This window comes from Luteibacter sp. SG786 (assembly GCF_011759605.1).
Taxonomy (GTDB): Bacteria; Pseudomonadota; Gammaproteobacteria; order Xanthomonadales; family Rhodanobacteraceae; genus Luteibacter.
Genome location: NZ_JAAOYX010000001.1, coordinates 2,065,998 through 2,091,835, shown reverse-complemented (window position 1 = coordinate 2,091,835; position 25,838 = coordinate 2,065,998). Strand labels below are relative to the sequence as shown.

At 65.9% G+C, this 25,838-nt stretch carries 26 protein-coding genes; 10 read left to right on the top strand and 16 right to left on the bottom strand.

All coding sequences use genetic code 11. From position 1 onward, the window contains the following. Window positions 1-62 precede the first annotated feature (62 nt). Window positions 63-2,429 carry a GH92 family glycosyl hydrolase gene (locus FHS47_RS09660; RefSeq protein ID WP_167026222.1) on the top strand — a complete coding sequence of 789 codons (2,367 nt, stop codon included), beginning with the start codon at window positions 63-65 and terminating at the stop codon, window positions 2,427-2,429. 20 nt (window positions 2,430-2,449) lie between these two features. Further along, on the top strand, window positions 2,450-4,318 hold the full coding sequence (locus tag FHS47_RS09655; RefSeq protein ID WP_167026219.1) for a sugar-binding domain-containing protein: 1,869 nt from the start codon (window positions 2,450-2,452) through the stop codon (window positions 4,316-4,318). On the opposite strand, the gene FHS47_RS09650 is transcribed toward FHS47_RS09655, so the two are convergent. From FHS47_RS09650 to FHS47_RS09610, 9 genes are all read right to left on the bottom strand, one after another. Continuing rightward, window positions 4,281-6,083, bottom strand: a complete 1,803-nt coding sequence (locus FHS47_RS09650) for a GGDEF domain-containing protein (RefSeq protein ID WP_208381891.1) — start codon at window positions 6,081-6,083, stop codon at window positions 4,281-4,283. The two genes, FHS47_RS09655 and FHS47_RS09650, sit on opposite strands and share 38 nt — an antisense overlap. 12 nt (window positions 6,084-6,095) lie before the next feature. Further along, entirely contained in the window at window positions 6,096-6,404 is a 309-nt protein-coding gene (locus FHS47_RS09645; protein WP_167026216.1) for a hypothetical protein, read from the bottom strand. Window positions 6,405-6,473: 69 nt separating this feature from the next. Further along, on the bottom strand, window positions 6,474-7,319 hold the full coding sequence (locus FHS47_RS09640) for an SAM-dependent methyltransferase (RefSeq protein WP_208381890.1): 846 nt from the start codon (window positions 7,317-7,319) through the stop codon (window positions 6,474-6,476). Window positions 7,320-7,466: 147 nt separating this feature from the next. Continuing rightward, window positions 7,467-8,000, bottom strand: coding sequence for an SRPBCC family protein (locus FHS47_RS09635; protein WP_167026213.1), 534 nt, complete (start codon window positions 7,998-8,000; stop codon window positions 7,467-7,469). Beyond that, entirely contained in the window at window positions 7,997-8,362 is a 366-nt protein-coding gene (locus tag FHS47_RS09630) for a metalloregulator ArsR/SmtB family transcription factor (RefSeq protein ID WP_167026210.1), read from the bottom strand. The genes FHS47_RS09635 and FHS47_RS09630 overlap by 4 nt, the downstream gene beginning before the upstream one ends. Before the next feature lie 68 nt (window positions 8,363-8,430). Then, a complete protein-coding gene (locus FHS47_RS09625) occupies window positions 8,431-9,441 on the bottom strand; it encodes an NAD-dependent epimerase (protein ID WP_167026208.1) in 1,011 nt (336 codons plus the stop codon). Between the two features lie 10 nt (window positions 9,442-9,451). Further along, complete coding sequence (gene tviB / locus FHS47_RS09620; protein WP_167026205.1) at window positions 9,452-10,729, bottom strand: Vi polysaccharide biosynthesis UDP-N-acetylglucosamine C-6 dehydrogenase TviB; 1,278 nt, start codon at window positions 10,727-10,729, stop codon at window positions 9,452-9,454. Window positions 10,730-10,805: 76 nt separating this feature from the next. Then, the gene (locus FHS47_RS09615) at window positions 10,806-11,666 is read right to left on the bottom strand and encodes a 2OG-Fe(II) oxygenase (RefSeq protein WP_167026202.1); all 861 of its coding nucleotides are present in this window, start codon (window positions 11,664-11,666) and stop codon (window positions 10,806-10,808) included. A 61-nt stretch (window positions 11,667-11,727) separates the two neighbouring features. Further along, window positions 11,728-12,015: a GIY-YIG nuclease family protein gene (locus tag FHS47_RS09610; protein WP_343203517.1), complete on the bottom strand. Its 288-nt coding sequence runs from the start codon at window positions 12,013-12,015 to the stop codon at window positions 11,728-11,730. Here FHS47_RS09610 and FHS47_RS09605 point away from each other — a divergent pair. Further along, the gene (locus FHS47_RS09605; protein ID WP_167026198.1) at window positions 12,014-13,099 is read left to right on the top strand and encodes a PLP-dependent aminotransferase family protein; all 1,086 of its coding nucleotides are present in this window, start codon (window positions 12,014-12,016) and stop codon (window positions 13,097-13,099) included. The two genes, FHS47_RS09610 and FHS47_RS09605, sit on opposite strands and share 2 nt — an antisense overlap. Here FHS47_RS09605 and FHS47_RS09600 read toward each other — a convergent pair. Next, window positions 13,096-13,914, bottom strand: coding sequence for a tRNA threonylcarbamoyladenosine dehydratase (locus FHS47_RS09600; RefSeq protein WP_167026195.1), 819 nt, complete (start codon window positions 13,912-13,914; stop codon window positions 13,096-13,098). The genes FHS47_RS09605 and FHS47_RS09600 overlap by 4 nt on opposite strands. 75 nt (window positions 13,915-13,989) lie before the next feature. Between FHS47_RS09600 and FHS47_RS09595 the strand changes: the two genes are divergently transcribed. From FHS47_RS09595 to cqsA, 4 genes are all read left to right on the top strand, one after another. Beyond that, window positions 13,990-14,379 (top strand): cytochrome c, encoded by a 390-nt coding sequence (locus FHS47_RS09595; protein ID WP_167026192.1) that lies wholly within the window; start codon window positions 13,990-13,992, stop codon window positions 14,377-14,379. A gap of 46 nt (window positions 14,380-14,425) precedes the next feature. Continuing rightward, on the top strand, window positions 14,426-15,802 hold the full coding sequence (locus tag FHS47_RS09590) for a HAMP domain-containing sensor histidine kinase (RefSeq protein ID WP_167026189.1): 1,377 nt from the start codon (window positions 14,426-14,428) through the stop codon (window positions 15,800-15,802). Next, entirely contained in the window at window positions 15,802-16,839 is a 1,038-nt protein-coding gene (locus FHS47_RS09585; RefSeq protein ID WP_167026187.1) for a response regulator, read from the top strand. The genes FHS47_RS09590 and FHS47_RS09585 overlap by 1 nt, the downstream gene beginning before the upstream one ends. Window positions 16,840-17,110: 271 nt before the next feature. Then, window positions 17,111-18,376, top strand: coding sequence for an alpha-hydroxyketone-type quorum-sensing autoinducer synthase (gene cqsA / locus FHS47_RS09580; protein WP_167026184.1), 1,266 nt, complete (start codon window positions 17,111-17,113; stop codon window positions 18,374-18,376). 18 nt (window positions 18,377-18,394) lie between these two features. Here cqsA and FHS47_RS09575 read toward each other — a convergent pair whose 3' ends face one another. The 4 genes from FHS47_RS09575 to FHS47_RS09560 form a co-directional block, all read right to left on the bottom strand. Then, window positions 18,395-18,700 carry a DUF962 domain-containing protein gene (locus FHS47_RS09575; protein WP_167026181.1) on the bottom strand — a complete coding sequence of 102 codons (306 nt, stop codon included), beginning with the start codon at window positions 18,698-18,700 and terminating at the stop codon, window positions 18,395-18,397. Between the two features lie 10 nt (window positions 18,701-18,710). After that, window positions 18,711-19,580 (bottom strand): pirin family protein, encoded by an 870-nt coding sequence (locus tag FHS47_RS09570; RefSeq protein ID WP_167026178.1) that lies wholly within the window; start codon window positions 19,578-19,580, stop codon window positions 18,711-18,713. 94 nt (window positions 19,581-19,674) lie between these two features. Then, window positions 19,675-19,878 carry a cold-shock protein gene (locus FHS47_RS09565; protein ID WP_167026175.1) on the bottom strand — a complete coding sequence of 68 codons (204 nt, stop codon included), beginning with the start codon at window positions 19,876-19,878 and terminating at the stop codon, window positions 19,675-19,677. Between the two features lie 1,087 nt (window positions 19,879-20,965). Further along, window positions 20,966-21,175, bottom strand: coding sequence for a cold-shock protein (locus tag FHS47_RS09560; protein ID WP_046967385.1), 210 nt, complete (start codon window positions 21,173-21,175; stop codon window positions 20,966-20,968). 338 nt (window positions 21,176-21,513) lie between these two features. Here FHS47_RS09560 and FHS47_RS09555 point away from each other — a divergent pair, with 338 nt between their 5' ends. Next, entirely contained in the window at window positions 21,514-21,975 is a 462-nt protein-coding gene (locus FHS47_RS09555; protein WP_167026172.1) for a hypothetical protein, read from the top strand. Here the strand turns inward: FHS47_RS09555 and FHS47_RS09550 are convergent, their stop codons facing one another. Further along, window positions 21,976-23,244: a crosslink repair DNA glycosylase YcaQ family protein gene (locus tag FHS47_RS09550; protein WP_208381888.1), complete on the bottom strand. Its 1,269-nt coding sequence runs from the start codon at window positions 23,242-23,244 to the stop codon at window positions 21,976-21,978. It lies immediately after the preceding gene. Window positions 23,245-23,361: 117 nt separating this feature from the next. Here FHS47_RS09550 and FHS47_RS19595 point away from each other — a divergent pair, with 117 nt between their 5' ends. Both FHS47_RS19595 and FHS47_RS09540 read left to right on the top strand, forming a co-directional pair. Beyond that, on the top strand, window positions 23,362-23,919 hold the full coding sequence (locus FHS47_RS19595; protein ID WP_208381887.1) for an EF-hand domain-containing protein: 558 nt from the start codon (window positions 23,362-23,364) through the stop codon (window positions 23,917-23,919). 246 nt (window positions 23,920-24,165) lie between these two features. Then, window positions 24,166-25,149 carry a phospholipase A gene (locus FHS47_RS09540; RefSeq protein ID WP_247741419.1) on the top strand — a complete coding sequence of 328 codons (984 nt, stop codon included), beginning with the start codon at window positions 24,166-24,168 and terminating at the stop codon, window positions 25,147-25,149. 123 nt (window positions 25,150-25,272) lie between these two features. Here the strand turns inward: FHS47_RS09540 and FHS47_RS09535 are convergent, their stop codons facing one another. Next, a complete protein-coding gene (locus FHS47_RS09535; RefSeq protein WP_166699013.1) occupies window positions 25,273-25,755 on the bottom strand; it encodes a peptidylprolyl isomerase in 483 nt (160 codons plus the stop codon). Between the last annotated feature and the right edge of the window lie 83 nt (window positions 25,756-25,838).

The following is a 25,838-nucleotide window of genomic DNA, read 5'->3' as shown; positions in this document are numbered from 1 at the left end:
AAATCGGCGGGGCCGGGCAGATCGCCCGGCCCCGTTTTCTTTCCAAGCGAAGGAAACCTTTCATGACGACTTCCCCGGCACGCCGTCCCCACCGTGCCCTCGCCGCCGCGTTGTCGATGCTCATCGTCACTTCCGCGACGGCCGTGCTGGCCAAGGACAACAAGCCCGCCTCCCCGACCGCGCCGGTCGACCTGGCCAATCCACTGGTGGGCACCGCGTCGCTCGACAACCAGGCGCTGCTCGGCAACGCGCCCCCTCCCGGCGAACCTACCTACACCGGCATGACCACGCCCGGTGCCAGCCTTCCACAAAGTGCGACCGAAGCGGCCCCGGTCAACATCAACGCCGACCTGGGTTTCGCGACCGGCGTGCCCGTGGCTTACGACTACCGGCGTCCCGTGATGTTCGGCTTCACCGGCGGCGGTTCGACCTACGGTGCGCGCGGCGCGCCGATGGTCATGCCCGTGGTGGGCGACTGGACGGTGCCGCCCGACTACGCCACCGCCTATTACGACAAGGCCACCGAGAAAGCATCGCCCGGCTATTACGCGGTCGACCTGGCAACGTTCCGCACGAAGGTGGAGCTGACGGCGACGCAGTGGACCAGCCTCATGCGTTTCACCTTCCCCGAAAGCCACCGCGCGAACGTGGTCGTGAACCTGCGTCGGGATGGTGGCGATGTGGAAGTGGTGGACGACCATACCGTGCGCGGGGTCGCCACGGCCGGCCGCAGGGACAGGGATGCCGACGGCCCCTATTTCATCGCGGAATTCTCGCGCCCGTTTGCCGCCTTCGGCACGTTCCACTCGGAGGTGACGAACAAGGGCGAGGGTCTGGGCCGCGAGGACGTGCAGGCGGGCCGCAGGAAGGTTTCAGGCGACTATGCGGGCGCCTACCTCACGTTCGACACCAAGGCGGGCGACCAGGTCGTGGTGCGCATCGCCCACGGACACAGCGCCGAGGAAGCCGGGCAGCGGCTGCGCGCGCAGGACAGCGACACGGATTTCGACCGCGTGCATGCGAAAGCCCGGGCTCGCTGGGCGGAGCTGTTCGATCGCGTGCAAGTGACGGGCGGCACGGCGAAGCAGCGCACCTTGTTCTACTCCACGCTGTACCACTCCTTCGCCAGCCCGCGCATGATCGCCCGCAAGGGCGAGCATTACACGGATGCCGAAGGTCGCGACCAGGTAGCCGACTACGACCACTACGGACCGGTTCCGTTCTGGGACACGGGCCGCAACCAGATCGTGCTCCTGATGCTGCTCGAACCGAACGTCGTGAAGGACATCATGCGTTCCGAGTTCGACCGTGCGCGCGAACGCGGATACATGAACACGTCGTTCCACGGCGATCATGCCGTGTTCCTCTACGACGGCGCATGGCAGCGCGGCATCGACTTCGATTACGCGGCCGTGTACGAGTACCTGCGCAAGAACGCCACCGACCCGAAGGGTCCGCGCGGTTACCTCGCCGAATACATGAAGCAGGGATGGATTTCCGACATCGTTCCGCCCGGCAATCCCAGCCCGCCTTACGCGGGCGGCAAGGCCGGCGTGGCCACCACGCTGGAATACGCCTGGGACGATTACGCCCTGGCCGACGTGGCGCGGCGCCTCGGCAAGAACGACGATGCCGAGATGTTCGCGCGGCGGGCTTCGAACTATCGCAACGTGTTCGATCCCTCGGTCGGATTCTTCCGCGGCCGCACCGAGGACGGGAAATGGATCTCGCCCTTCGACCCGGGCGAACCCTATTACAACTTCATGATGAAGGAAGCGTCGGGCTGGTCCACCTTGTGGCTGGTGCCGCACGACGTGCAGGGCCTGATGAACCTGCTGGGCGGGCGCGATGCGTTCAACAAGAAGCTCGACGCGTTCTTCTCCACGCCGTATACCGCCAAGGGCATCTGCCGCGACTGCACCGGCCTGATCGGGCAGTACGTGCAAGGCAACCAGCCGGACCAGCAGGCCGCCTACCTCTATGCATGGAGCGGCCAGCCCTGGAAGACGCAAGCCCTGACGCGCCGCATCCTCGACGAACTCTACGGCAGCGACGCCACAGGCTACGGTTTCCCCGGCATGGACGACCAGGGCTCGACCTCGTCCTGGTATGTGCTGAGCGCGATGGGCTTCTACCCGGTCGATCCGTCCACGCCCGATTACATCATCGGCAGCCCGATCTTCGACCGGGTACGCCTGCGCATGGGCAACGGGAAGACCTTCGAGATCGTCGCTCGCAACAACTCGGCCACGAACAAGTACATCCAGTCGGCCACGCTGAACGGCAAGGCGTGGACGAAACCATGGTTCAGCCACGCCGACATAGCCAACGGCGCCACGCTGGTGCTGACGATGGGCCCCGAGCCGAACAAGGCCTGGGGTGCCGATCCGCACGACGCACCGCGTTCCATGTCCGCTGAACAGCGATAACACGATAAAGGGAAGGACGGATGACGAATCGAACGAAGGTCATGAAACTCGGCACCTGCATGGGCATCCTGCTGGCCGCGGGCATGACGATGACGGCCCGCGCGGCGAAGGACGAAACCCGCGTCTGGAACGGCATGACAGCCCCCCTCGCGACGCCGTGGACGAGCAAGGTGTCGCCGAAGAATGCACTGCCGGAGTATCCCCGGCCGCAACTTGCGCGCCCCTCGCTGGACCACCCCCGCTGGCTGAGCCTCAACGGGCTATGGGAATTCGCGGCGACCGATGCGCGCACCGAACCGTCGTTCGGGCACCCGCTCAAGAACAAGGTCCTGGTGCCCTACCCCATCGAATCGGTGCTGTCGGGCGTCCAGAAGCATTCCGACTTCATGGTCTATCGCAGGACGGTGGATATCCCCTCGGACTTCACCGCGCACGGCCAGCACGTGATGCTGAACTTCGGCGCCGTGGCCCAGGAAGCCACCGTTTATGTGAACGGCAAGCAGGTGGCGAAGCACACGGACGGGTACACCTCGTTCGCCGCCGACATCACCGCCGCACTGAAGCCGAAAGGCCCGCAGGAAATCGTCGTCGCCGTGCACGCGCCGGTCGACGGCGCCAACGTCATGGTCGGCAAGCAGCGGCTGAAACCCGAAGGCATCTTCTACACGGCCGCTTCGGGTATCTGGCAGTCGGTGTGGCTGGAGCCGGTGGCCGCCGCCAGCCTGGCGCAGTTGAACTTCACCGCCATGCCGAGCCTGGACGCGTTCACCGTCACGGCAAAGACGCAGGGCGACGCCGACGACGCCACGTTGCGCGTGACGGCCTATGCCGACGGCAAGCCGGTCGGCGAAGCCAGCGGTCCGGCCGGCAAACCGATGCGCCTGGCCATCGCCCAGCCTCGGCTCTGGAGTCCGACGGACCCGTTCCTCTACACGTTCAAGGCTACCCTGGAGAAAGGCGGGCAGCGCGATGAAGTCACCAGCTACGCCGGGTTGCGTACCGTGGCCCTGGCGAAGGTGGGCGGCGTCAACCGCATCGTATTGAACGGCAAGCCGACCTTCCTGCTGGCCACGCTGGATCAGGGCTACTGGCCCGACGGGCTGCATACGGCACCGACCGACGCGGCGCTCAAGTTCGACATCCAGAAGACGAAGGACTTCGGGTTCAACACCATCCGCAAGCACATCAAGGTGGAACCGGCACGCTGGTACTACTGGGCGGATCGCCTCGGCCTCATGGTCTGGCAGGACATGCCGGCGTTGCCCAACGGCCGAAACGACCAGCTCAGCGACGCGGACAAGGCGCGCTTCCGTGCGGACGTCTCGGCCATCGTCGAGCAACTGAAGGGCGAGACCTCGATCATCGGCTGGATTCCGTTCAACGAAGGCTGGGGACAGTGGAGCATTCCTGCCGCGGCTGAACTGGCCAAGCAGATCAAGGAACTCGATCCGTCCCGCCTCGTCAACGCGCGTAGCGGACTCAACTGCTGCGACACCAAGGGCGACCCACACGCCGGCGACGTGTACGACGTGCACGACTACCAGGGCCCGGGGCTGCCCTCGCCCGACGCGACGCGCGCATCGATGGACGGCGAACATGGCGGCCTGACGCTGAATGTTCCCGGCCATGTGTGGCCGAATTCGGCGATCAATCCCTACGGTGCCGTAAAGGACGCCACCGCCCTCACGGACGGCTACGTGGCCAATACGGCGGTGCTGCGCGACAAGGGACCGGCGAAAGGCATGTCGGGGGCCGTCTACACCCAGATCACCGACGTCGAAGGCGAACACAACGGCCTGTACACCTACGATCGCAAGATCGAGAAGATGGACGAAGCCAAGGTGCGGGCCATCAATGAGGCGACGATTCGCGCCTTCGAAGCTCGCTGAGCCCGTCGGCTGATTCGTCGCCTTCGACGACGCGATTCCGGCCCATGTGCTTGGCCTTGTAAAGCGCCGCGTCCGCCGCGCGGCGCAGGCGTTGCAGGTCATGGCCCATGGTGTCGGTGCAGGCCACCCCAATGCTGACGGACAGCGGCACCACCACGCCGTCCGTCACCAGCGGGGACGACGCGAGCGCCACGCGTATGCGCTCGGCCACCACACGGGCCTGCAATCTCGGCGTGTCCATCAACAGGATGCCGAACTCCTCGCCGCCGAGACGCCCCAGGAGGTCGCCGCCGCGCAGTTCGCCCTTGATGATCGCCACGGCGTGCTTCAGCACGGCATCGCCCACGGCGTGTCCGTGTGCGTCGTTCACCTGCTTGAAGTGGTCGAGGTCGAGGAACACGAGGCAACCGTCGCCAAGTCGCCGTTCCAGGACGCGCAGCAGGCGCTCGGCTTCGCTCATGAAATGCTGGTGGTGGAAGATGCCGGTGAGCCCGTCGCACGACGACAGCCATTTGAAGCGAAGCTGCGAACGCTTGATCCGCACCATCCAGAAGACGATGGAGAGAAGCAGGAGCGCCATCATCACCATGTAGAGCCGGCTCGTCTCCACGGCCTTGGCATCCAGCGCCTTCTGCAGTCGCAGGATACGATTCTCCTTGCTCAGCCCTTCCGTCTCCAGCTTCTCCGCGCGGAAATGCTGCCGCGCGGCTTCGTATGCCGCGTTCCGCACGTTCGCGTCGCGCAGGTAGCCCTGGTCCTGGACGACATAGCGCTCGTAGTAATCCAGCGCGCTGGCGTAGTTTCCGTCGTTTTTCTCGATGGTGTAGAGGATGCGGTAGGCGAACCGCAGCGCCTCGTTGACGTCGCCCGGGTGGCCGAGGGCCACCGTTTCGAGGGCGGCCTTGCGCGCCTCGTCCACACGGCCGAGCTGCTCGTAGATCTGTGCACGCTGGCTGGCCAGGCTGATGATGTGCGGAAAATACTTGCTCGCCTGGATGGCGGGAGCGATGCGCTCCACGCTGGCCAGCGCTTCGTCCAGTCGCCCCTCGTCGAACAGACGATCCACGAGGATCAGGGCGACGGTGTTGGCAAAGATGGGCTGGCCGTCGACCTTGCAGGTGTCGATGGTGCCGAGCAGTTCGGGGCTGCGGGCGGTCAGCACTCGCGCACCTTCGAGCGCCGTCACCTTCTGCACCATGGCCTGGCAGGTCGACTGCCCCGGCGGCGTGGCCTTCAGCATCATGTCGGCGTATTGCAGGCCCTGTTCGGGCTGTCCCGCGAATGTCAGCATCTGCGCCAGATTCGCGAGGAGCACGAAGCGGGCCTCCGGATCGTTGACCGAAGGCAAGGTATCGGCCGCGCGCGTGGCCATGGCGTACGCTTCCGCGTACTTGCCCTGCTCCCCCAGGTTGTTCATCAGCATGGCGATGGCACGCGTGCCGATGGGATCGTCGTCGGCACGGGCCATCACCTGTCGCAGAGCCGCCTCCGCATCGGGATAACGGCCCTCGTAATTCGCTTCCCAGGCGTCCAGGAACTGCAGGTACCGTTTTTCGCTCGCATCGAGGTCGGCCACGTCCCGATGGAGTTCCGCGAGCAACGTCAGGAACCGTGGATGATCCTTCGTACGCAGCGCGTCGACGCGTGCCACCCGCCCGGGAGAAACAACCTCCGTCGCGGCATGGACGCAGGCCACCTGCGCCCACAGGGCGAGCCCCATCCATAGAAGGAAGGAGCGCGCTCGTGTGAAGGAGCCGACAGGCACGACACCCGACCTTCAGGCCGCCGACGAATCGTTCGTGTCGTCGTGGCGCTCGCTCGGTTCCTCGTCGCCGTCGTCGCCATCGTCGCACGGCTCGTCGGGATCCTCCCCCTCGTGGCCGCCGGTCTGGCTCTGGTGTTCGACATGCATGTGCTTGAGACCCAGCTCCGCGGTGAGCGCGGCGCTGTCGCCGTGGGCCGCCATGTCCAGGAGTCCGGGCGAGGCGCCGTCCGCCTCCAGCGCACGGGCCAGTTCCTCGGGCGAGGCACGACGCAGACTCGCATCGCGTCCAATGGCTTCCAGTAATTCAACGGTATCGCGCATGATCTTCCCCCCTGTGCTTGTGAAGGCACGGCAAGCCGCCCTGGCGACCGGCCGCGCGGTTTCCGGTTTTCACGCCGTGACGGCAGGCTCCGCGCCCGTACCGTACACCGCGTCCAGCGCGTCGAGGCGAGCGCGCATCGCGACATTCGGCTTGAGCGCGTGTGCGGGCGGGAGCACCAGCGTCTCCTGCCCGGTGAACTCCGCCGCGGCAAAATCGCGCAACGGCATGCGCTGAATGTGCGGACCCTCGATCGGCAAGGTCGGCGCGCGGTACACGATGACCTCATGGTCGGCGGGATAGTCGGCGCACAAGCGCTCGACCAGCAGTTCGCGATATGCGTCGGGCGTACGGAACCGGCCGAGCGAACGGTCGCCCACGACCCCGAGTTGCCAAAGGATCACATGCCCGGTGGTGTCGAGCGCGCGCTCGAAGAAAAGCAGCTGGCTGGCTTCCAGGTGCTGGCAGCCGACGCGTCCCGGGTCGATGCCGAGGTCGGCATAGAGGCAGTCCTCGGCGGACACGCCCGGCTCCATGTAGGCCGGATACCCTTCGGCGCGGGCAAGTTCGATGACCTTGTGCGGCGACCAGGCAAAAATACCCGGGTGCCCGTAGAACACTGCGCATACCCGGCGTCCGGCGCGCACTTCGGCGATCATCACCTCGACCCATTCGCGATAGGTCTTCATGCGCGACTTGCCCGGACGGTAATACGGCTGAAGGCTGCGCACATCGGGATGCAGGCGCCGCAGCCACAGTTCTACCACGTAGTCCGAAAGCGCAGCGAACACGACGTCGGCCGTTTCGATGCAGTTGCGCGCCAGCGGCGTGAGATGTGAGCCGAGAGTGATGCCCATGCCCACGCAGGTGATGCTGCCGGAATGGGTCTCGGGCGAACTCGGAACAGATGCGTTCATAGGCGACGACAGGCTCGAATGATGACAAGCCCGGTCTCGCATGAAGCCAAGATGGATGGAACCCGGGCACCCCTGCCCATAATGTGACACAACTCACATACGCTGGCAGCGGGTCCCGGCTTCGATCGGCGTTCGCGTCGAGCCGGCTCAGGCCGGCAGGCGCTTACCGTATTCCGCCTTGAGCGCCAGCCAGGCATCCCAGAACGGCGCGGGCTCCGTGCCCCGCATGCGGGCGGACAGCACATCCAGGTGCGCATGCCACCCAGCGCTGACGTTGAGGCGCGTGGAGGGATCGAGGATGCGGCTGTGTGTGAGCGTGAGGATCACATCCGTGCCCCTGGTTTCGAGCTCGAAGGTGACCCCGCCGGTGCTACCCCATTCGAACGCGAGCTTCCGCGGCGGATCGCACGCCGTGATGCGGCTCTGCATGCGGTGTTCCTCGCCGAAGCCCTCCGGCTTGTTACCCGGCGGATTCGTCAGTTCGTCGTTGCGCCAGCAGAACTCGAACGGGGTGCCGACCTTCATCTCCATCTCGCCCGAGGCGAGCCATTGCCGGCGCAGGTCGCTGTCGGTGAGGTAGGCCCATACGCGCTCGATGGGCCCCGGAAGCACGCGCTGGATTCTCAGTGTGGTCTGTTCGACGAGCGTGCCGTAGGTGTCCGGACCGATGGCTGCATTCATGGCTTGTCTCCTTTGGAGGGGGTGGAGGCGCTCGCGTCGGCATCGCGCAGGAGCCGGTCGAGCATCGAGAGACGGTCGGTCCAGAAACGCTCGTAGAACGTCAGCCATTCCTGCACGCTCGCCAGCGGAGCGGGCTCCAGGCGGCAGAGGTGCACCCGTCCCCGAACCTCGCGGCGGATCAGGCCGGCGTTCTCGAGCACTTTGATGTGCTTGGACGCGGCGGCGAGGGACATCGCGAAGGGTTCGGCCAGTTGGCTCACGCTGCGCTCGCCGTCGGCGAGTTCGCGAAGCATGCGGCGGCGAGTGCGGTCGCCGAGGGCGTGGAAAACCGGGTCCAGGTGCGGGGCGTCTAATTCAACCATGTAGTTGAATATACGCCGTCCCGAAGAATAGTCAACCTATCGGTTGAGCTTTTATCCTCGACCTGATGTCAGACCCGATAGTAGTCGCGATACCAGCGCACGAAGCGCTCCACACCCTCTTCTACCGAGACCTGTGGCACATAGCCGACCGCGCGACGGAGTTCGCTCACGTCCGCTTCGGTATCCGGCACATCGCCCGCTTGCAGCGGCAGCATGTCCAGAATCGCATCACGTCCCAGGGATCGCTCGAGACAGCGAATGTAATCGAGCAGTTCCACCGGGTGCTCGTTGCCGATGTTGTACAGGCGGAACGGTGCCACGCCGCTGAAGGCCGGGTCGGGTTCCATGCCGTTCCAGGTGGCATCCGCAGTGGGTGGATGGTCGAGGCAACGGATCACGCCTTCGACGATGTCGTCGACGTAGGTGAAGCTGCGCCGGTGCCTGCCATGGTTGAAAACCTTCAGCGGCTCGCCCGCGAGGATGGCCCGGGTGAAGAGGAACAAGGCCATGTCCGGCCGGCCCCACGGCCCGTACACCGTGAAAAAGCGCAGGCCCGTGCTGGGAATGCCATAGAGGTGCGCGTAGCTGTGCGCCATCTGCTCGTTCGCCTTTTTCGTCGCGGCGTAGAGCGTCAGCGGGTGTTCGGCGGAGGCATGTTCCGAGAACGGCATCGCGCGATTCGCGCCATAGACCGAACTGGTGGAGGCGAACACGAGGTGCTCGACGGCGTGCGAACGGCAGCCTTCGAGTACATGCAGGAACCCCGTGACGTTGCTGGACACGTAAACGTGCGGGTTTTCCGCCGCGTAGCGGACGCCGGCCTGCGCCGCCAGGTGCACCACCCGATGCGGCCGGTGCTGTGCGAACGCCGCCGCGATGGCGTCGCGGTCGGCGAGGTCGGCATGCACGTGGGTGTAGCGTGGATCGTGCCTGAAACGGTCGAGTCTGGCCTGCTTAAGCCCCACGTCGTAATAGTCGTTGAGGTTGTCGATGCCGACCACCTCGTCGCCGCGATCTAAGAGCCGCATTGCCACGTGCGAGCCGATGAAGCCCGCCGTGCCCGTCACCAGTACCTTCATGGGCGCACCTTCAGAGCCGGCCGTCCACCGCGTCGCGCGGCAGGACGTATTTCACATCGTAGACCACGGCGTCCGGCTTGCCGAACGCGCGGATGCCTGCGGCGCCGAGTTCGTGGAACTGCCTGTGCGCCACGGCGATGACGATGGCGTCGTACTCGCCGGGCCCCGGCGCGGCGACGGTGCGCAAACCATAAACCTGCTCGGCTTCGGCGGCGTCGACCCAGGGGTCGTACACGTCGATCGTGGCGTTGTAGGTTTTCAGCGAAGCGATGATGTCGACGACACGCGTGTTGCGCAGGTCGGGGCAGTTTTCCTTGAAGGCGAGACCGAGCACGAGCACGCGCGCGCCCACCGGGTTCAGGCCCTTGCAAACCATGAGCCGGATCAGCTCGCCGGCGATGTACGGGCCCATGTGATCGTTGGTGCGTCGCCCGGCCAGGATCACGTCGGGATGGTGGCCGACTTCCTGCGCCTTGTGCGTCAGGTAATAGGGATCGACGCCGATGCAATGGCCGCCGACGAGGCCCGGCCGGAAGGGGAGGAAGTTCCACTTCGTGCCGGCGGCCTCGAGCACTTCCAGCGTGTCGATGCCGAGCTTGTTGAAAAGGATGGCGAGGTCGTTCACCAGGGCGATGTTGAGGTCGCGCTGCGTGTTCTCGATGACCTTCGCCGCCTCCGCCACCTTGATCCCGCTGGCCTTGTACGTGCCCGCGGCAATGATGCTGCCGTACAGCGCATCGACGAAATCGGCGGTTTCGGGATTGGAACCGGAGGTGACCTTGCGGATGCTGGTGACCCGATGCTGCTTGTCGCCGGGATTGATGCGCTCGGGGCTGTATCCCACGAAGAAGTCGCGATTGAAGACCAGGCCGGAGGTGCGTTCGAGGATCGGAACACAGACTTCCTCGGTGCAGCCGGGATACACGGTGGATTCGTAGACCACGACGTCGCCCGGTTCGAGGACCTTGCCAAGCGTTTCGCTCGCTCGCGTCAGCGGCGCCAGATCGGGACGCTTCGCGCTGTCGATGGGCGTGGGCACCGTCACGATGAAGACGTTGCAGGAGCGGAGATCGTCGATACGGTCGGTGTACGCGAGCGCGCCGGCCTCCGCGAGCGATGCCGCGTCCACTTCCAGCGTGCGGTCGTTGCCGGCGCGGAGTTGGCCGATGCGCGAGGCATCGATGTCGAAACCGACGGTCGGATATCGCTTGCCGAATTCGACCGCCAGCGGAAGGCCCACGTAGCCGAGCCCGACGATGCCGATCCTTACCTTGTCCAGCTGCTGCATCGGGCTTCCATCGAGGATGTGCGGAACCAGCAGGCAAGCCTAGCGGATCGGCCTCGCCGGGCGCCAGAGGCCGGCCTCAGCCCGCGAACGCGCGCTCGCGCATCCACTTGGTGAGGATCCATTTCTCCCCGGACAGCACAGGCGCGCCCCCGTGCAGCGACAGAGGGTCGAGCGACCCGTCGGCGGTCGTGTATTCGAAATACAGCGCCTGCCCTCGGCGCGGCACGTAGCTGAAGTCGATGCGGGGGAAGATCGTTTCGCCACCGGCCTCCACGTCGTCCAGGTACATGATGAGGGTGGACACCCGTTGCCCGCCGTTGCGCAGGTGCGGTTCGCTGCCCGGATCGTCGGGCGGGAAATAGTCGAAATGCGGCACGTACTGGGCGCCGACGCCGTATCGCATCGCCTGCAGGCCTTCGCCATGCTCGGTATCCATGCCCATGAGGGCGGCGGCGCGGGCGTCGATGCGCGCGATGAGTTCGGTTTCGCCCCTGCCGAAGTTCGCGCCTTCGCTGGTGCGGATATCCTGCACCACGCCGACGCCGGTACCCGGATTCACCACCTGCGAGCGCTCGAGCCGGGTGCGCGCGAGTTCGCGCAGCATGGCGCATTCGTTCGCATCGAGCACGCCGTCCAGCACGGCGATGGTGGGGCGCGACACCCGCACCAGCACCCGGACGCCGCGGTCGCCGGCGTTCAACGTATGGCCTTCGGCAAGGCGGCTCCGGAACGCTGCCGCCGTGTCGGCGGGCGGCGAAGCGGCGGGCGGCCGCGGGCCGAACAGCGCATCGGCGATGGCGTCGCGGGCTGCGCGTTCGTCGAAGCGGTTTTCCTTCATCGTGGCCAGCAGGTCCGCGGGCGGGTGTCCGGCCGCGAGCGCCTCGCCGATCCAGCGGTGCCAATCGGGGGTGACCTTCGTATGCAGTCGAGTATCCATCGCCGCTCATCGTAAGCCACGCCACGGGGCGCGGGTACCCCGTGTCCGGCCTTGCGCTTCCTCAGGCTCCGTGAGCCGGCGGAAGCGACAACCAGGCCAGCTTTTTCGACTTCGGCAGGCGCTTCACCTCGCACTCGGCCTTTGAGGCCGCCGAACGGTCGGGGAACGCGCGCGAGCCGAGCAGGCGAACCGGCGGGTTGGCGCGGGTATAACGGGCGCCCTTCCCTGCCACATGCGCCGCATAGCGGGCGTCCAGGTCGTTCGTGATGCCCGCGTACCACGCACCGTTACGACATTCGATGAGATATACACACCACATGGCGCGAAGCCTAACCGATGATGTGCCCATGGATACGACCTACAACCTCGCCGTGAACCTGCCGCCGCGGCGAGCCACCGCGGCACTGCTCGGCGAAACGCTGGCCACCGGCATGGTGACCGTCGACGACCTCGCCTATCCGGACCCGGCGGGCGCGCCACGGGTGAGGCTGGCGATCGCCGGTTGGATGCAGCGCGCCGGTGGGCATGGGCCCGTGGACCCTGCGTTGCTCACGCTCACCAATGGCGCGCGCCACGCGCTCGCGCTCGCCCTCCGGCCTGTCGCCCGCATGCCGGCAGCCGCCTTGTTCGTCGAAGCGCAAACCTACCAGGGCATACGTGCGCTGGCCCGAGCCATGGATATCCGCTGCATCGACGTGGCGACGGACGAGCATGGCATGCGCCCGGACGCGCTTCTGGAGGCGTCGCGCGGCAGTCAGGCCAGGGCGGTCTATGTGCAGCCGACCCTGCACAATCCCACCACTGCCACGATGCCGCTCTCTCGACGCATAGAGATCGCCATGGTGGCGGAACAGAGCGGACTCACCCTCATCGAAGGCGACGTGTATTCGCCCCTCGCCTGGCACGGGCGGGACGCGCTGCCACCCTTTGCCGTCATCGCACCGGGCCGCACCGTGCATGCGGGCGGCATCGGAAAGATCCTCGGGCCAGGGCTCAGGATGGGATGGCTGCTTCACCCCGACGCCTCGATGCAGGCGGACTCGGTGGCGGCGATCGAGCGCGAGTTGGACGGCTTGCCGGCGTGGTGGCCGACCATAGTGGCGCGCTGGATGGAAGACGGCACGGCGGAGGCCTGCCTGCGCGGCGTCGCGGAAACCATGACAAGGCGCGCCGCCATGGCTCGACGCGTGCTCGGCAGCGCCGTCGTTACCGCCGGTGCGAGTCTGCACGCCTGGGTGCCGCACCGCCACGCCGACGACCTCGAAAAACGCCTGCTTGGCCGGGGCGTTCGCGTCGCCGCCGGCAACGGTTTCGTCGCGGCGGCGGAATCCGCCCAGGGCGTGCGTCTTGCCCTGGGCGCGGAGGAATCGACCGAGCGGCTCGAAGCCGCGCTGGGGATCGTGGCGCGGGAACTGGAAAGCCAGGCCCCTTAGGAACGCTTCGCCGCGGTCAGTTTTTCCAGCGCCTTGCCCACGGCGGCGAACGCGAAGGCACCGGTGACGTGCGTGGCGGCACCGAGCCCGCCGCCGCAGTCGAGCTTCAGCGCGTCGGAGCCCGGCGGCCGCACGCCGCACACGCTGCCGTCCGCCTGCGGGTACTGCACGTTCTGCAACGAGTAGACGGCCGACACGCCGAAGAAGCGGTCGGGGTTGCGCGGGAAGCCGTGTTCCTGCCGGAGCTTCTTGCGGATGAGGCTGAGCATGGCATCGTGCTCGGTGCGCGAGAGGTCGCGCACGCGGATCTGGGTGGGGTCCGTGCGCCCGCCCGCCGCACCGACGGTCACGAGCGGCAGCTTGCGGCGCCGGCACCAGACGATCGTTTCGAGTTTCACCTTCAAGGCGTCGCACGCATCGATCACCACGTCGTAGTTGCGGTCCAGCAGTTCGTCCAGGGTGGACGGCGTAAGGAAACGCTCCACCGCTTCGAGCCGGATCGTGGGGCTGATGGCATGCATGCGCTCGGCCACCACGCCCACCTTGGGCTTGCCGTACTGGCCGTCCAGCGCGTGCAGCTGCCGGTTCGTGTTCGACAGGCAAACATCGTCGCCGTCGATGAGCGTGAGGCGGCCGATACCGCTGCGGGCCAGGGCCTCGGCGGCCCACGAACCCACGCCGCCCACGCCGATGACGCAGACATGTGCCTGGGACAGTCGGTCGAGGCTGCCGCGACCATAGAGGCGTTCGATGCCTGCGAAACGTTCGGCCTGGGCCGTGCTCACGGATGACTCGCTGGAAAGAAGTGCGTTCATTGTCTCATATCGAAAAATCGCGGACCCGCGTATCCCTGGGCTATGCTGGCGCCCTCGTGTTGCGATGGATTCCCGATGCGCCCGCTGCTGCTCGTCCTTCTCGGCCTCGTCGTGGGCGCGATGGGGGCCACTTTTGCCCTTTCGGCCTTACGCCAGGGCACGCCGTTCCATAGCGGCGTCATGGCCGTGATGCAGCACCACCTGGGCGCGCTTCGCGCCAACGTGCGGGCGAAGCAGTGCGATGCCAAGGGCTCGGTAGGGCACCTCGCCCAGATGGGGGCGATGGCCGGCGACATCCGCGAGGCCTTCCCGGGCATGGACACCCCGTTCTACGAAACCGCCGAGCGGCTTCGCGTCGTGCTGGACGGCGCGGCCAAGGCCGCACCCGCGACATGCGAGGCCCTCACCCGCACGCTTGCCACCATCGGCGAGGCCTGCCAATCCTGTCACCGGCAATACCGGTAGCGAGACGCCCGTGTCGTCCGACCCAATGACCGGGACACCGCCCTCCATGTCCACACCAGCGGACAAACAGAATCGCCCACGGCGTTTCTTCCGCATGCGGCTGTGGCTGCTGCTGCGCGCCCTGGAACGCTTCGAAACCACCATGTTCCTGCGTACCCGGTATTCGCAGCCGAAGATGGTGGCCATCGGCGTGGTGGGAAGCTTCTGCCTGGCCGTGTACTACCCGGTCTGGGCGTACCTGTTCCCACAGCCGTACGAAAACCTTCCCATGCGGCTGGTGTGCAGCGCCACCTTCATTCCGCTCGCCCTCCTGCCCTGGTGGCCGCGCCGGCTGCGCACGCACCTGCCTACGTACTGGTACTTCGCCATGACCGTGGCGATGCCCTTCTTCGTGGGCTACATGACCTTGCGCAATGCCACGCCCCCATGGCTCATGACGCACCTGGCGTGCGTGATGCTGCTCATGATGCTGTTCGACATCGCCAGCTTCCTCGTGGTCTTCAGTATCGGAAGCCTGCTCGCCGCACTCGTGTTCGTACTGTCGCCGGAGGCGCACCTGCAGACGCAGACGATGCTGGAATACATTCCGCTGCTGCTCTTCGCCATGGTGGGCGGGGCCACCTGTACGGTTTCCTCCAACATGGCCGAGCAGTCGCGCATCGACGCCCTTACGGCCGCGTCGAACAACATCGCGCACGAGCTGCGCACACCGCTGGGTTCGCTGCGCATCGCCGCGCGCGCCGTCGCCCGCTTCATGCCCGACCTCATCCGCAGCCACCGTCTGGCAGAGCGCGAGGGGCTGCCGGTGCCGGAAGTCCGCGCCCAGAGCCTGCACGCCCTGGAACGGAGCATCGGGGTCATGGAGCGGGAAGTGACCTATGCCAACACCATCATCGACATGCTGCTCCTCTCCGCCCGCCCCATCGGCGAGGTGCCGCTGTCGCCGCTGATGGCGCGGGAGTGCGTGGAGCAGGCCCTGCGCCGGTTTCCCTACGGTTCACGTGCCGAGCGCGAACGCATCACGCTGTCGCCCGTGGGCGACTTCCCACTGCTGGGGGAGGAGGCCCTGGTGGTGCACATCCTGTTCAACCTCCTGCGCAACGCGCTTTTCCATACCGACCGGGCCGGAAAGGGCGAAATCCAGGTATTCATCGAGCCAGGGGAACCCACCAACCGTATCCGCGTTCACGACACCGGCCCCGGCATCCCCCCGGACGTGGTGCCCCGCATCTTCAACCGGTTCTATTCCTACGCCAGCGACAGCGAGGGCACCGGCACCGTGACCGGGCTGGGAATAGGGCTCGCTTTTTGCCGCGCGGCGATGGAGCATATGGGCGGTGGCATCGCATGCCGTACAAACCTGGGCGAATTCACCGAGTTCACCCTCACCTTCCCGCATCCGGAGACCGGGGACCGGCAGTGATGACGTTGAACTCGCAGGGCGACATCCAGCCCTTCCATTTTCCGACCACGACGGTGCTGGTCGACGACCACGAGGAATACCTCGAGGTCGTGCCGTTGCTGCTCGATCCGATGATGCGCGTGCGGACCTTCAGTTCGCCGCGCAGCGCCCTGGCCACGCTCGGCAACAACGGCAGCCGTCCCGTGCCGGGCGGCGGCTGGCTTTATCGGTGGAAGGACCGTCCGTCGGAAACCCAGGAGCTGGTGGCGCTGGACATCGATTCCATCCATCGCGTGGTCTACGACCCGGAACGCTTCGCCGAGATCTCGGTGGTGGTGGTCGATCAGGCCATGCCCGAGATGGACGGCATCACTTTCTGTAAGCGCTTACCGAACCCGCACATCGGCAAGATACTCCTGACCGGCCGGGCCGACGACGCTACCGCCATCGACGCCTTCAACTCCGGTGTCATCGACCGCTTCATCCGCAAGAACGATCCCGCGGCCATCGAAAAGCTGCAGACCGCCATCACCGAATTGCAGCACCGCTACTTCGAGCGGGCCAGCGCCTTCGTGGCGGAAACGCTCGCCCTGGGCAACTTCCGGTTCCTGCGCGACCCGGCATTCCGCGAAGTGCTGCAATCGGTGACCGCTACCTTCCAGCCGGTAGAGTGCTACGTGCACTGCAATCCCACGGGGTTACTGCTGGTGGACGCCTGGGGCATCGGGCGTTTCCTCCTCGTCCAGACCGACGAAGACCTCCGCACCCACTATGAAATTGCGGCAGATCTTGGCGCGCCGCAGGCCGTGCTGGAAGCCCTCCGGCGCGGCACCGCCCTGCCCTGGTTCAATTCGCGCGACGGTTTCTACCACAAGGGCGTGGTGAATCCGGAATCCCAGCTCCACATGGCCACGGCGGTGTCGGGCGAACAGTGGTATTACTACGCGCTCATCGACGATGTGCAGCGATTCCGCCTGCAGCACGTGAAGTCGTACCGTGCCTGGCTGCGCGAGCAAGACCTCAGCCTCGCCGCCGACAGCAGGTCGCGGTTCATCTAGAGCCCTCTCAAACCGTCCTGTTCTTCAAGCCGGTCAGACGCTTCGTTCCGGTCTTTACGGGGCGGAGCGGCGTTGTCGCGCGAGTTCATCTCGCGCGTACGACCCTACCCGCACAAAGTCTCTCCAGTTAGCGGCCCGAGGGGCCGGCCCCCGCGTGGGGCCCGGATCGCCCTCTCCATCACAACGCGCCTTTCCGGGCGAGGCGCGCGCGTGCGTCGTCGCAACGGCGCCGCGGATATCGCCTGGGCCCTTAACCAGAGAGAGAAGATTCATGGAAAACGTTTCCATCCTGCACCCGATCGCCAAGGCGCCGGCACTTCCCGACTTCGTTGCGCGTAGGGTCGACCGATTTCACAACGAACGGGTAGCCATCGATTGGGGTGGACGTCACATTTTGAGGGGGCGCCAGCCCGGCGCCGGCGACCTCATGCTCCAGAGCAACGACTACCTCGCCATCGCGGGGCATCCGGCCATTGTCGAGGCACAGCGCGAGGCGCTCGCGACGGGCGGCCTCGGCATGATGATGTCGGCGCTTTTCCAGCAGGACCAAAACCAGCCACTGCACCGCGTGGAAGCCGAACTGGCCCGCGCGGTGGGAAGCGAGGACGGGATCCTGGCGCAATCCGGATTCGCAGCCAATGTCGGACTCATCCAGTCCATCGCGGGCGAACGCGTGCCGGTGTACATCGACATGCTCGCCCATGCCTCGCTGTGGGAGGGCATACGCAGCGCCGGAGCGAAAGCCGTGCCGGCCTTGCACAACGACATGGCGCATCTCGAACGCCAGGTGCTTCGGCACGGCCCCGGCGTGATCGTCGTGGACGCCGTATACAGTACCAACGGCAGCCTCGCGCCGCTCCAAGACATTGCCGACATCGCACATGCACACGGCTGCGTGCTCGTGGTGGACGAATCCCACTCCCTGGGTACGCACGGCCAGCGTGGCGAGGGGCTCGTCGCCAGCCTCGGCCTCAACGACCGGGTGCATTTCATCACCGCCAGCCTCGCCAAGGCCTATTGCTCGCGCGCCGGCTTCATCGCCTGCACCCGCCGCTTCAAGGACTACTTCGGTTGCGAAGCGCTGCCCGCGATCTTCAGTTCGTCATTGTTGCCACACGAATTGGCCGGCATTTCGGCCTCGCATCGCGTCATCCAGAGTGAGGGATGGCGGCGCCAGCGCCTGCGCGAGATCACCCGGCGCGTACGCGGCGACCTTGCCGCCCTCGGCTACCCGATCGGCGACGGCACCGAGCAGATCGTGGCGTTCGAGGCCGGGCAGGAAATCCTCACGGGACGGGTACGCGACATCATGGAACGCCATGGCGTGTTCGGCTCGGTGTTCAGCGCACCGGCGACGACCGTCAACCGGTCGCTCCTTCGCCTCACCCTCAATGCGGGCATGAGCGACGGAGACGTCGAGCGCCTGCTCGATGTATGCCGCCGCGCGAAGGACGAGATGAATCTGCCCGAGTGGAGCGCGTCGCGACGGGCACAAAAGGAGACGTCACGCTCCGCCTTGCCGGCCGAGGTCGCCTGAAGTTCGGCGCGGGCGTGGTTACCGCAGGGAAACGCGCCCGCGCAGGATGTCCCAGAACATCGCCCAATCGCCCATCAGGCTATACAAGGGATGGCGAAACGTGGCGGGCCGGTTCTTCTCGAACACGAAGTGGCCTACCCAGGCGAAACCGTAGCCGCCGACCAGCGCAAGCAACAGCCACCACCATAGCCCGGTGAAAAGGAGCATCGCCAGGGCGAAGAGCACCACCCAGCTGCCGGCAAAATGCAGCCGGCGGCAACGGAGGTCGGCATGTTCGCCGAGGTAGTACGGATAGAAATCGCGAAAACTGTCGAAGCCGGCCATACGCCCTCCGTCAGTTATTGGGCAGAGGAATCCGCTCGTACTCGTCGCCGGGTACCAACGGAAACTTTCCGGCCGCCCAATCGGCCTTGGCCTTCTCGATGAGGTCCGGCGAACTGGCGACGAAATTCCACCAGAGGTGCCGCTCGCCGTCGAGCGGCGCACCGCCGAAAAGCATCACGAGGGACGGTTCCGTCGCCTCGAGCACCGGGGGCGGCCCGTCATGGGCCACCGCCATGTCCCGCTTGGCTATGGCGAGGTCACCGAAGCGTGCGGCGCCCTCGACCACGTAGGCGCCCCACTCCGCGTGCTCTTCCGGCATCGAGAGGCGCGCACCCGGCTCGAGGCGGGCTTCAACGAAAAACATGGGGGCGAAGACGCGCACGGGCGACATTGCGCCGAACGCCTGACCGGCGATCACCACCATCCGCGCTCCATCGCGCTCGACCGTGGGTAGCTCGGCCGCGGGATGATGATGAAACTCCGGGTCGATCTTCTCATGCGACTTCGGCAAGGCCACCCACACCTGGATACCGTGGAGGCTTGCGTGGTCGTGGCGCACCTCCAACGGCGTGCGTTCCGAATGCGCGATGCCGCGGCCCGCGGTCATCCAGTTCACGTCGCCCGGGTGGATGTCGACTTCGCTGCCCAGACTGTCGCGATGTCGGATCACGCCGTCGAAGAGCCAGGTAACGGTGGCAAGGCCGATATGCGGATGCGGGCGCACGTCCAGTCCGGCGTCGTCGCCGAAGGCCACGGGGCCCATCTCGTCGAAGAACACGAAGGGACCGACATGGCGGGCCTTCAGGTGCGGCAACATGCGCCGGACGACGAAACCGCCGCCGAGGTCGCGCTCCTTGCCGTCTATGGGAATGGTGGTCATGGCTCGACGTCTCCGGACACGCGAAAACTCCCCCGGCACAGGGGCCGGAGGAGCGGAAGCTTGCTCGTAGGGCCGTATCGCTACGGCCGCGCGATCAGATCGCCCTGACGTTGTCCGCCTGCGGACCCTTCTGCCCCTGGGTCACTTCGTATTCCACCTTCTGACCTTCCTGCAACGACTTGAAGCCGTTGCCCTGGATCGAGCGGAAATGCACGAACACGTCCGGGCCGCCGCCATCCTGAGTAATGAAGCCAAAGCCCTTGGCGTCGTTGAACCACTTCACGGTACCTGTTGCCATCACACACACCTCTATCCAACACACGAAAACCCGGCTCGCGAGCCGGCGACTTACTGGGCATGCAGGACCGGGTGAGGCGATGGAGCGTCTAACTGCTCGCTAACATCGGGCCACTCTCGTGACCGCGCAGACACAGTACGTCCGATCATAACCACATTTCCCCAAACATCTGTAGGGGAATTCCTACAGAAGACGAATTCTTGACGCTGATCACGACGAAAATCGTGAAGACAGGGAGAAGTTGGCCGAATTTGTGCCATGGCATCCCGGGTGCAGCACGGGGCCGGAAATAAAAAAGGTTCTTCACGCCTTACCGGGGTGAGGACAGCCTTCGAGTCGACGCTACTGGCTTCGACAGGCTCGTCGTGGGTTCGCTTGCCCGATCTTGCCAAAGCGCTGTACGGCCGAGCGTCCCGCAGGAGACCTTGGTGCCCACCCTCGCTGCTCAGACAGGTCCTCCGCGTTCGAAAAGGAAGGCCGCTGCCGCGGCCCATGTGCTTATCGGCCTGCGGCCGCTCACTTGTGCGGAACTCGCCTCGAGGGTGGACACCAAGGTCTCTTCCGGGCGGTGAGGTAGCGTGATGGGAGAGCGGCGGCGTTCGATGGTGATGCCTGCGCAAGCGATGCCTGGTATCTGAAAAGATTTCCCGACAAGCAGCGTCCGAGGTCGCGACTGGCTGACCGTGCAGGTGGGCCAGGCGAGACGATGCTGTCCCGCCCGCAGCGGCTGGCTTCGGCTGTGCCGGCTCTCCGGACAGGCCGCCTCAAAGATGGGGAGAGTCTTCGGTGTCCACCCTCGAGGCGAGTTCCGCACAAGTGAGCGGCCGAAGGCCAGATAGGTATACGGGCCGCGTCAGCGGCCCCTCGTTTACGAACGCGGAGGACCTGTCTGAGCAGCGAGGGTGGACACCGAAGGCTCTGGCCTCACCGTCAAAGCTGACGGCGGCGCCAGCCGCTAGGGCACATGCATTCGCCTTGGCGAATGAACCTTTGCATCGGGGGCAAGCGCCCGGGACTTCCGCGAAGAACCATAAAAAAAGCCGGGCGTCGCCGCCCGGCTTTTTTACAAGCTGGTCAAGTCGGCCGATCAGGCCTTGTTGACTTCCTCAGCCTGCAGACCCTTCTGGCCGTTCACGACCTTGAAGGAGACCTTCTCGCCTTCGGCGAGGGACTTGAAGCCGTTGCCCTGGATGGCGCGGAAGTGAACGAACACGTCCGGGCCGTTCTCACGGGAAATGAAGCCGAAGCCCTTGGCGTCGTTGAACCACTTTACGGTGCCGATCTCACGATCCGACATAGAAACACTCCAATACGATTTACGAATGAAACCAGCGACTTGGAATAAGTCGCTGCATTACTGGTGTGCAAGGAAACGCGAGGAGCGAAGCGATGTTGCGGATCCGTGATCAGCGGCATCGGGTCAACGTAACTCTATGACCCCGGCAAACACAGTGCGGCGACTATACCTGTACCCGCGCGAAATAGCGATGGGGGCGACATCGCCCGATCATGCCGCCGCTGACATCGATTTCACTCCTTCGAGGTACATGCTTGCGCAGCGTCGCATCGATGTTGCGACTTTGGCTACCATCCGTCCACGTTCGCCAAGGGGGACCGCCGACCATGAACCGCTCCATGAACCGACTCATTCCGCTTCTTGCCGGCGCGCTCGCGCTAGCCGCCTGCTCGGACCACAAGACCCGGCCTGCGACCACCACCGAGCACACCGCCGCGCCTGCCACCACCACGACCACGACGACGGGCGGTACCCCGGCGAAGCGGTCGACCGGAACCGTGACAGGTACGCCAAGGACCGGCAGCAAGAAGGATGCGCCGCTGCCCGACAATACCGGCATCGCCGCATGCGACGAATACCTGGCCAGCTACAAGAGCTGCCATCTGGCCGCCGGCATCTACGCTCGCGACCAGATCGAGAGCCGCTACGACATGATGCGGACGAGTCTGTTGCGCCAATCGCAGGACCCGGACATGCGCGGCCAGCTCGGCGCGCGCTGTACCTCGCTGGCCACCCAGCTGAAGGAAGCACTACACGGCAAGTCCTGCGCGGACGTTCCGGCCCCCGCTTCCACCCGCTGATCAGTCTCCGACTGCCTTGGCGAGCCGGCCGGCCAGATCGCGCGGCTGGCTACGGTCGATAGCGATGCGCGGCGTGCCATGCCACGCCGCGCATTCGCGGATCGCACTTGCCACGCCCTCGACCAGCGCAGGGGTGGTGGCCTCGCCGGCCTCCAACCAGACGCCGAGCACCTGGAACAGGCCTGCCTGGCGGTGCGCCTTGGCGTCCAGTCGCCCGACGAGGCGGCCGCGATGCAGGATCGGAAGCACGTAATACCCATATTTGCGCTTCGCCGCCGGCGTGTAGCACTCGATCGTGTACTCGAAGCCGAACAGGTCCTGCGCCCTCGCCCGGTCCCATACCACTGGGTCGAACGGCGAAAGCAGCGTCGTGCGCGACGCGCGCAGCGCATTCCTGGCAGACTCGCGCAGCAATGCCTCGTGGTCCCGGTGCACATACGCGGGTTCGTCCCAACCTTCGACCGCTACCCGCACCAGCAGGCCCTGATCCGCGAGCGGCGCCAGTTCGTCGTCGGTCACGCGCGGCCGAAGCCGGAAATAGTCGGCGATCCAGCGCGCCTTCGTCACACCGAGCGCGCGGACGCTTTCGAGGATGAAGTGGCGACGCGCCTCGTCTTCGTCCATGGCCGCCACAGGTGGCGGGACCGGCCAGCGCGCGGTGACACGTTCCGTCAAGTCGTACACGCGCTGGAACCGTTCGCGCCTCGCCACCATCAGCCGGCCAAGTGCGAACCACGCCTCCAGCCAGCGCTTTTCGGGTTTCCATCCCCACCAGCCTTTCGTTCCCGGTGTATCGCGCTCGAAATCCGAGGCTCGCAGCGGCCCCTCGCGGCGAATGCGCTCGAGCAATGCGTCCATGTCGGCGCGTGCTTCCTCGTGCGTGCGTTCCGCCATGCGGTGGGCCCAGTGGCCCGCACGGCCGGAGCGGTAATCGCGGTGGTAGCGATACTCTGCCGCAGGCACGAAGCAGGCTTCGTGCGCCCAGCACTCCGCGAGCAGGCCCTCGCCCAGCGATTCGTCGAGCCATTCGTTGCGAAACGCGCCCAGTCGCGAGAAAAGGGTCATGTACGGACTGCGCGCGACGACATTGATGGTGTCGATCTGCAACAGGCCCATGCGCTCGATCGCGGTGGCGACATCCGCCTTGCGAGCCTTGCGCGTGGAGCGTTTCAGGAGGCCCTGCGCGCCCAGGTGCAGGAGTTGCGCGGAGCGTTGCGAGAGGCGGATCACGCCGGTCGTCGATAGAGCGTCGGTGGCGCGTGACGGCACGGTAGAGGCCTTTCCGCAGTTGGGCCGCCATTAAATCGTTCCTTGATAGCGTCGGCAACGATGCCACGACGCGAGACGTCGTAAGCACTCCAACCCGACTCGAAAGGAGGCCATTCCATGAAGAAGCAAGTTCGCGCCGCAACCCTCGGCGTATCGCTGCTGCTGGCAGGCGCGGCATTCGCCCAGGTGCCCCCGCCCCCCAATCAGGTGCCGCCTCCGCCGCCCGGCGAAGCCACGCCTTCGCCGCCCCCGCCGCCGGGCGATGTCCCCCCGCCGCCGGGACAGCCGGGCCAGGCGGGCAATCCGATACCGCCGACGACCCAGGCCCCGGACCCGAACATGCCGCCGCCGGCCAACCAGGCACCACCGCCGCCCCCCGGCGCTCCGGGAGCACCGATGCCGCCCCCGCCGGCAGGTGACTCCAGCGGAGCAACCATGCAGACCCCACAGGGGCAGGTCACCGTAAACAGCGGTCCAGCGCCCGCCAAGCCGGCGGGTCCTGCACCCGACTTCGCGACGCTCTCGGGCGGCAAGGGCTCGATCACGCCGGAACAGGCGTCGGCCTATCCGCTTCTTGCCAACGATTTCCAGTACGCCGACAGCAATCGCGACGGCCGGATCTCGAAATCGGAATACGCGAAGTGGGTAGCCCACTCGGGCGCCAGCGGCCAATAACGAAAACGCCGGGACAACCCGGCCTGCACCGTGGGAAGCCCTTCACCGGGCTTCCCACTTTTTGTTCCGTTTGCAAATCCGTCACGGCACGTTCTTCACAAACCTTGCCGCTACACTCCGTTGCCCACCGGAACGTGTCCGGACAGCACGGAGCCCCTTATGAAGTCATACCGCGCCGCCTCCGGCGCCTTGTGCGCCTACGCGTGCCTGCATGCGAGCCTGGCGCTCGCGCAGAACCCCAGTCCGATGGACATCCGCGCGTGCTCGGCGATCGAGACCGACTCGCAGCGCCTGCTGTGCTACGACAAGGCGGTGGGCCGCGATCGCCTGCCGCAGGCGGCGAAAAAGGAAGACACCAAGGCGCATTCGGTCAGCGTCGACCTGGCCACGCGCGAGTCGCAGGACGTGGCCCGGCCACTCTCGCTACTGGACAGCCGTTGGGAGCTCTCGCCGGAAGCGAAACTCGGCACGTTCAACCTCCGCGGCTACAAGCCGACGTACGCCCTGCCCTTCTTCGGTACGTCGAAGCAGAACACCCGGCCGCACAGTCCCGCTCCCGACCATACGGTGGCCACGCCGCAGCAGCTCGACGACGTGGAAGCGAAATTCCAGATCAGCCTGAAGACGAAGGTGGGAGAGAACCTCTTCGGCGACAACGGCGATCTCTGGGTCGGTTATACCCAGTCCTCGCGCTGGCAGGTGTACAACACGGACAACTCGCGGCCCTTCCGCGAAACCAACTACGAGCCCGAGGCAATCCTCGCCTTCAACACGCATTACGAGGTGTTCGGCTGGACGGGCCGGCTTGCCGGCATCGGCATCAACCATCAGTCGAATGGCCGCGCCGATCCGCTGTCGCGCAGCTGGAATCGCGTGATCGCCGACATCGGACTGGAACGCGAAGGCTGGACCATCATGCTGCGCCCGTGGTGGCGTATTCCGGAAGATCGCAAGGACGACGACAACCCGGACATCCAGGACTACATGGGCCGGGGCGAGATCCAGATCGTGCACGAGGTGGGGCGCCAGGAATTCGGCCTCACCGCGCGGCACTCGTTCCGGGGCGGCGACCGTTCGCACGGTTCGCTACGCGGCACGTGGAGCTTCCCGGTCGTCGGCAACCTGCGCGGCTACATGGAAATCTTCAACGGCTACGGGGAAAGCCTGATCGACTACAACCACCGGGCGACCTACCTCGGGTTGGGTGTGTCGTTGCTGGATTGGTATTGACGAGCGATTCGGCCTTGCAGGCTTTGTGTGGGAGCCGCTTCAGCGGCGATGGATTCTTGCGGCAAGGTTGCCCGCTGCCGCGGGAATCGCCGGCAAAGCCGGCTCCCACATGGGTCCGCCACCTTAATGGTGGTGACCGCCCTCACCGTGCACGTGACCATGCGAAAGTTCTTCGTCGGTCGCTTCGCGCACGTTGGTGATCTCGACAGCGAAGTGCAGGGTCTGGCCGGCGAGCGGATGGTTGCCGTCGACGGTGACGTTGTCGCCCTCGATCTTGCTGACGGTGACGTTGATGCTGCCCTGGTCGTTGCGACCCTGGAACTGCATGCCGGGCTGCAGGTCTTCCACGCCCTGGAACGCGGCGCGCGGCACCACCTGGATCAGCTCCTGGTGGCGCGGGCCATAGCCTTCTTCCGGAGCGACGTCGACCTTGAACTGGTCGCCAGCCGAGCGGCCTTCCAGCGCCTTTTCCAGACCCGGGACGATATGGCCTTCGCCATGGATATAGGCCAGCGGCTCGCGGCCTTCCGAGCTGTCGATGACATTGCCCTGGTCGTCGGTCAGCGTGTAATGGAAGGAAACGGCGTGGCGGTTGGCGATCTGCATGGAATTCTCGCTGTGGAGGGGGAATAGGGACAGGGATGGGACGAAGCGGCCTTCCCAGGCCTCCAAGGCTAGGCGACCCGCCC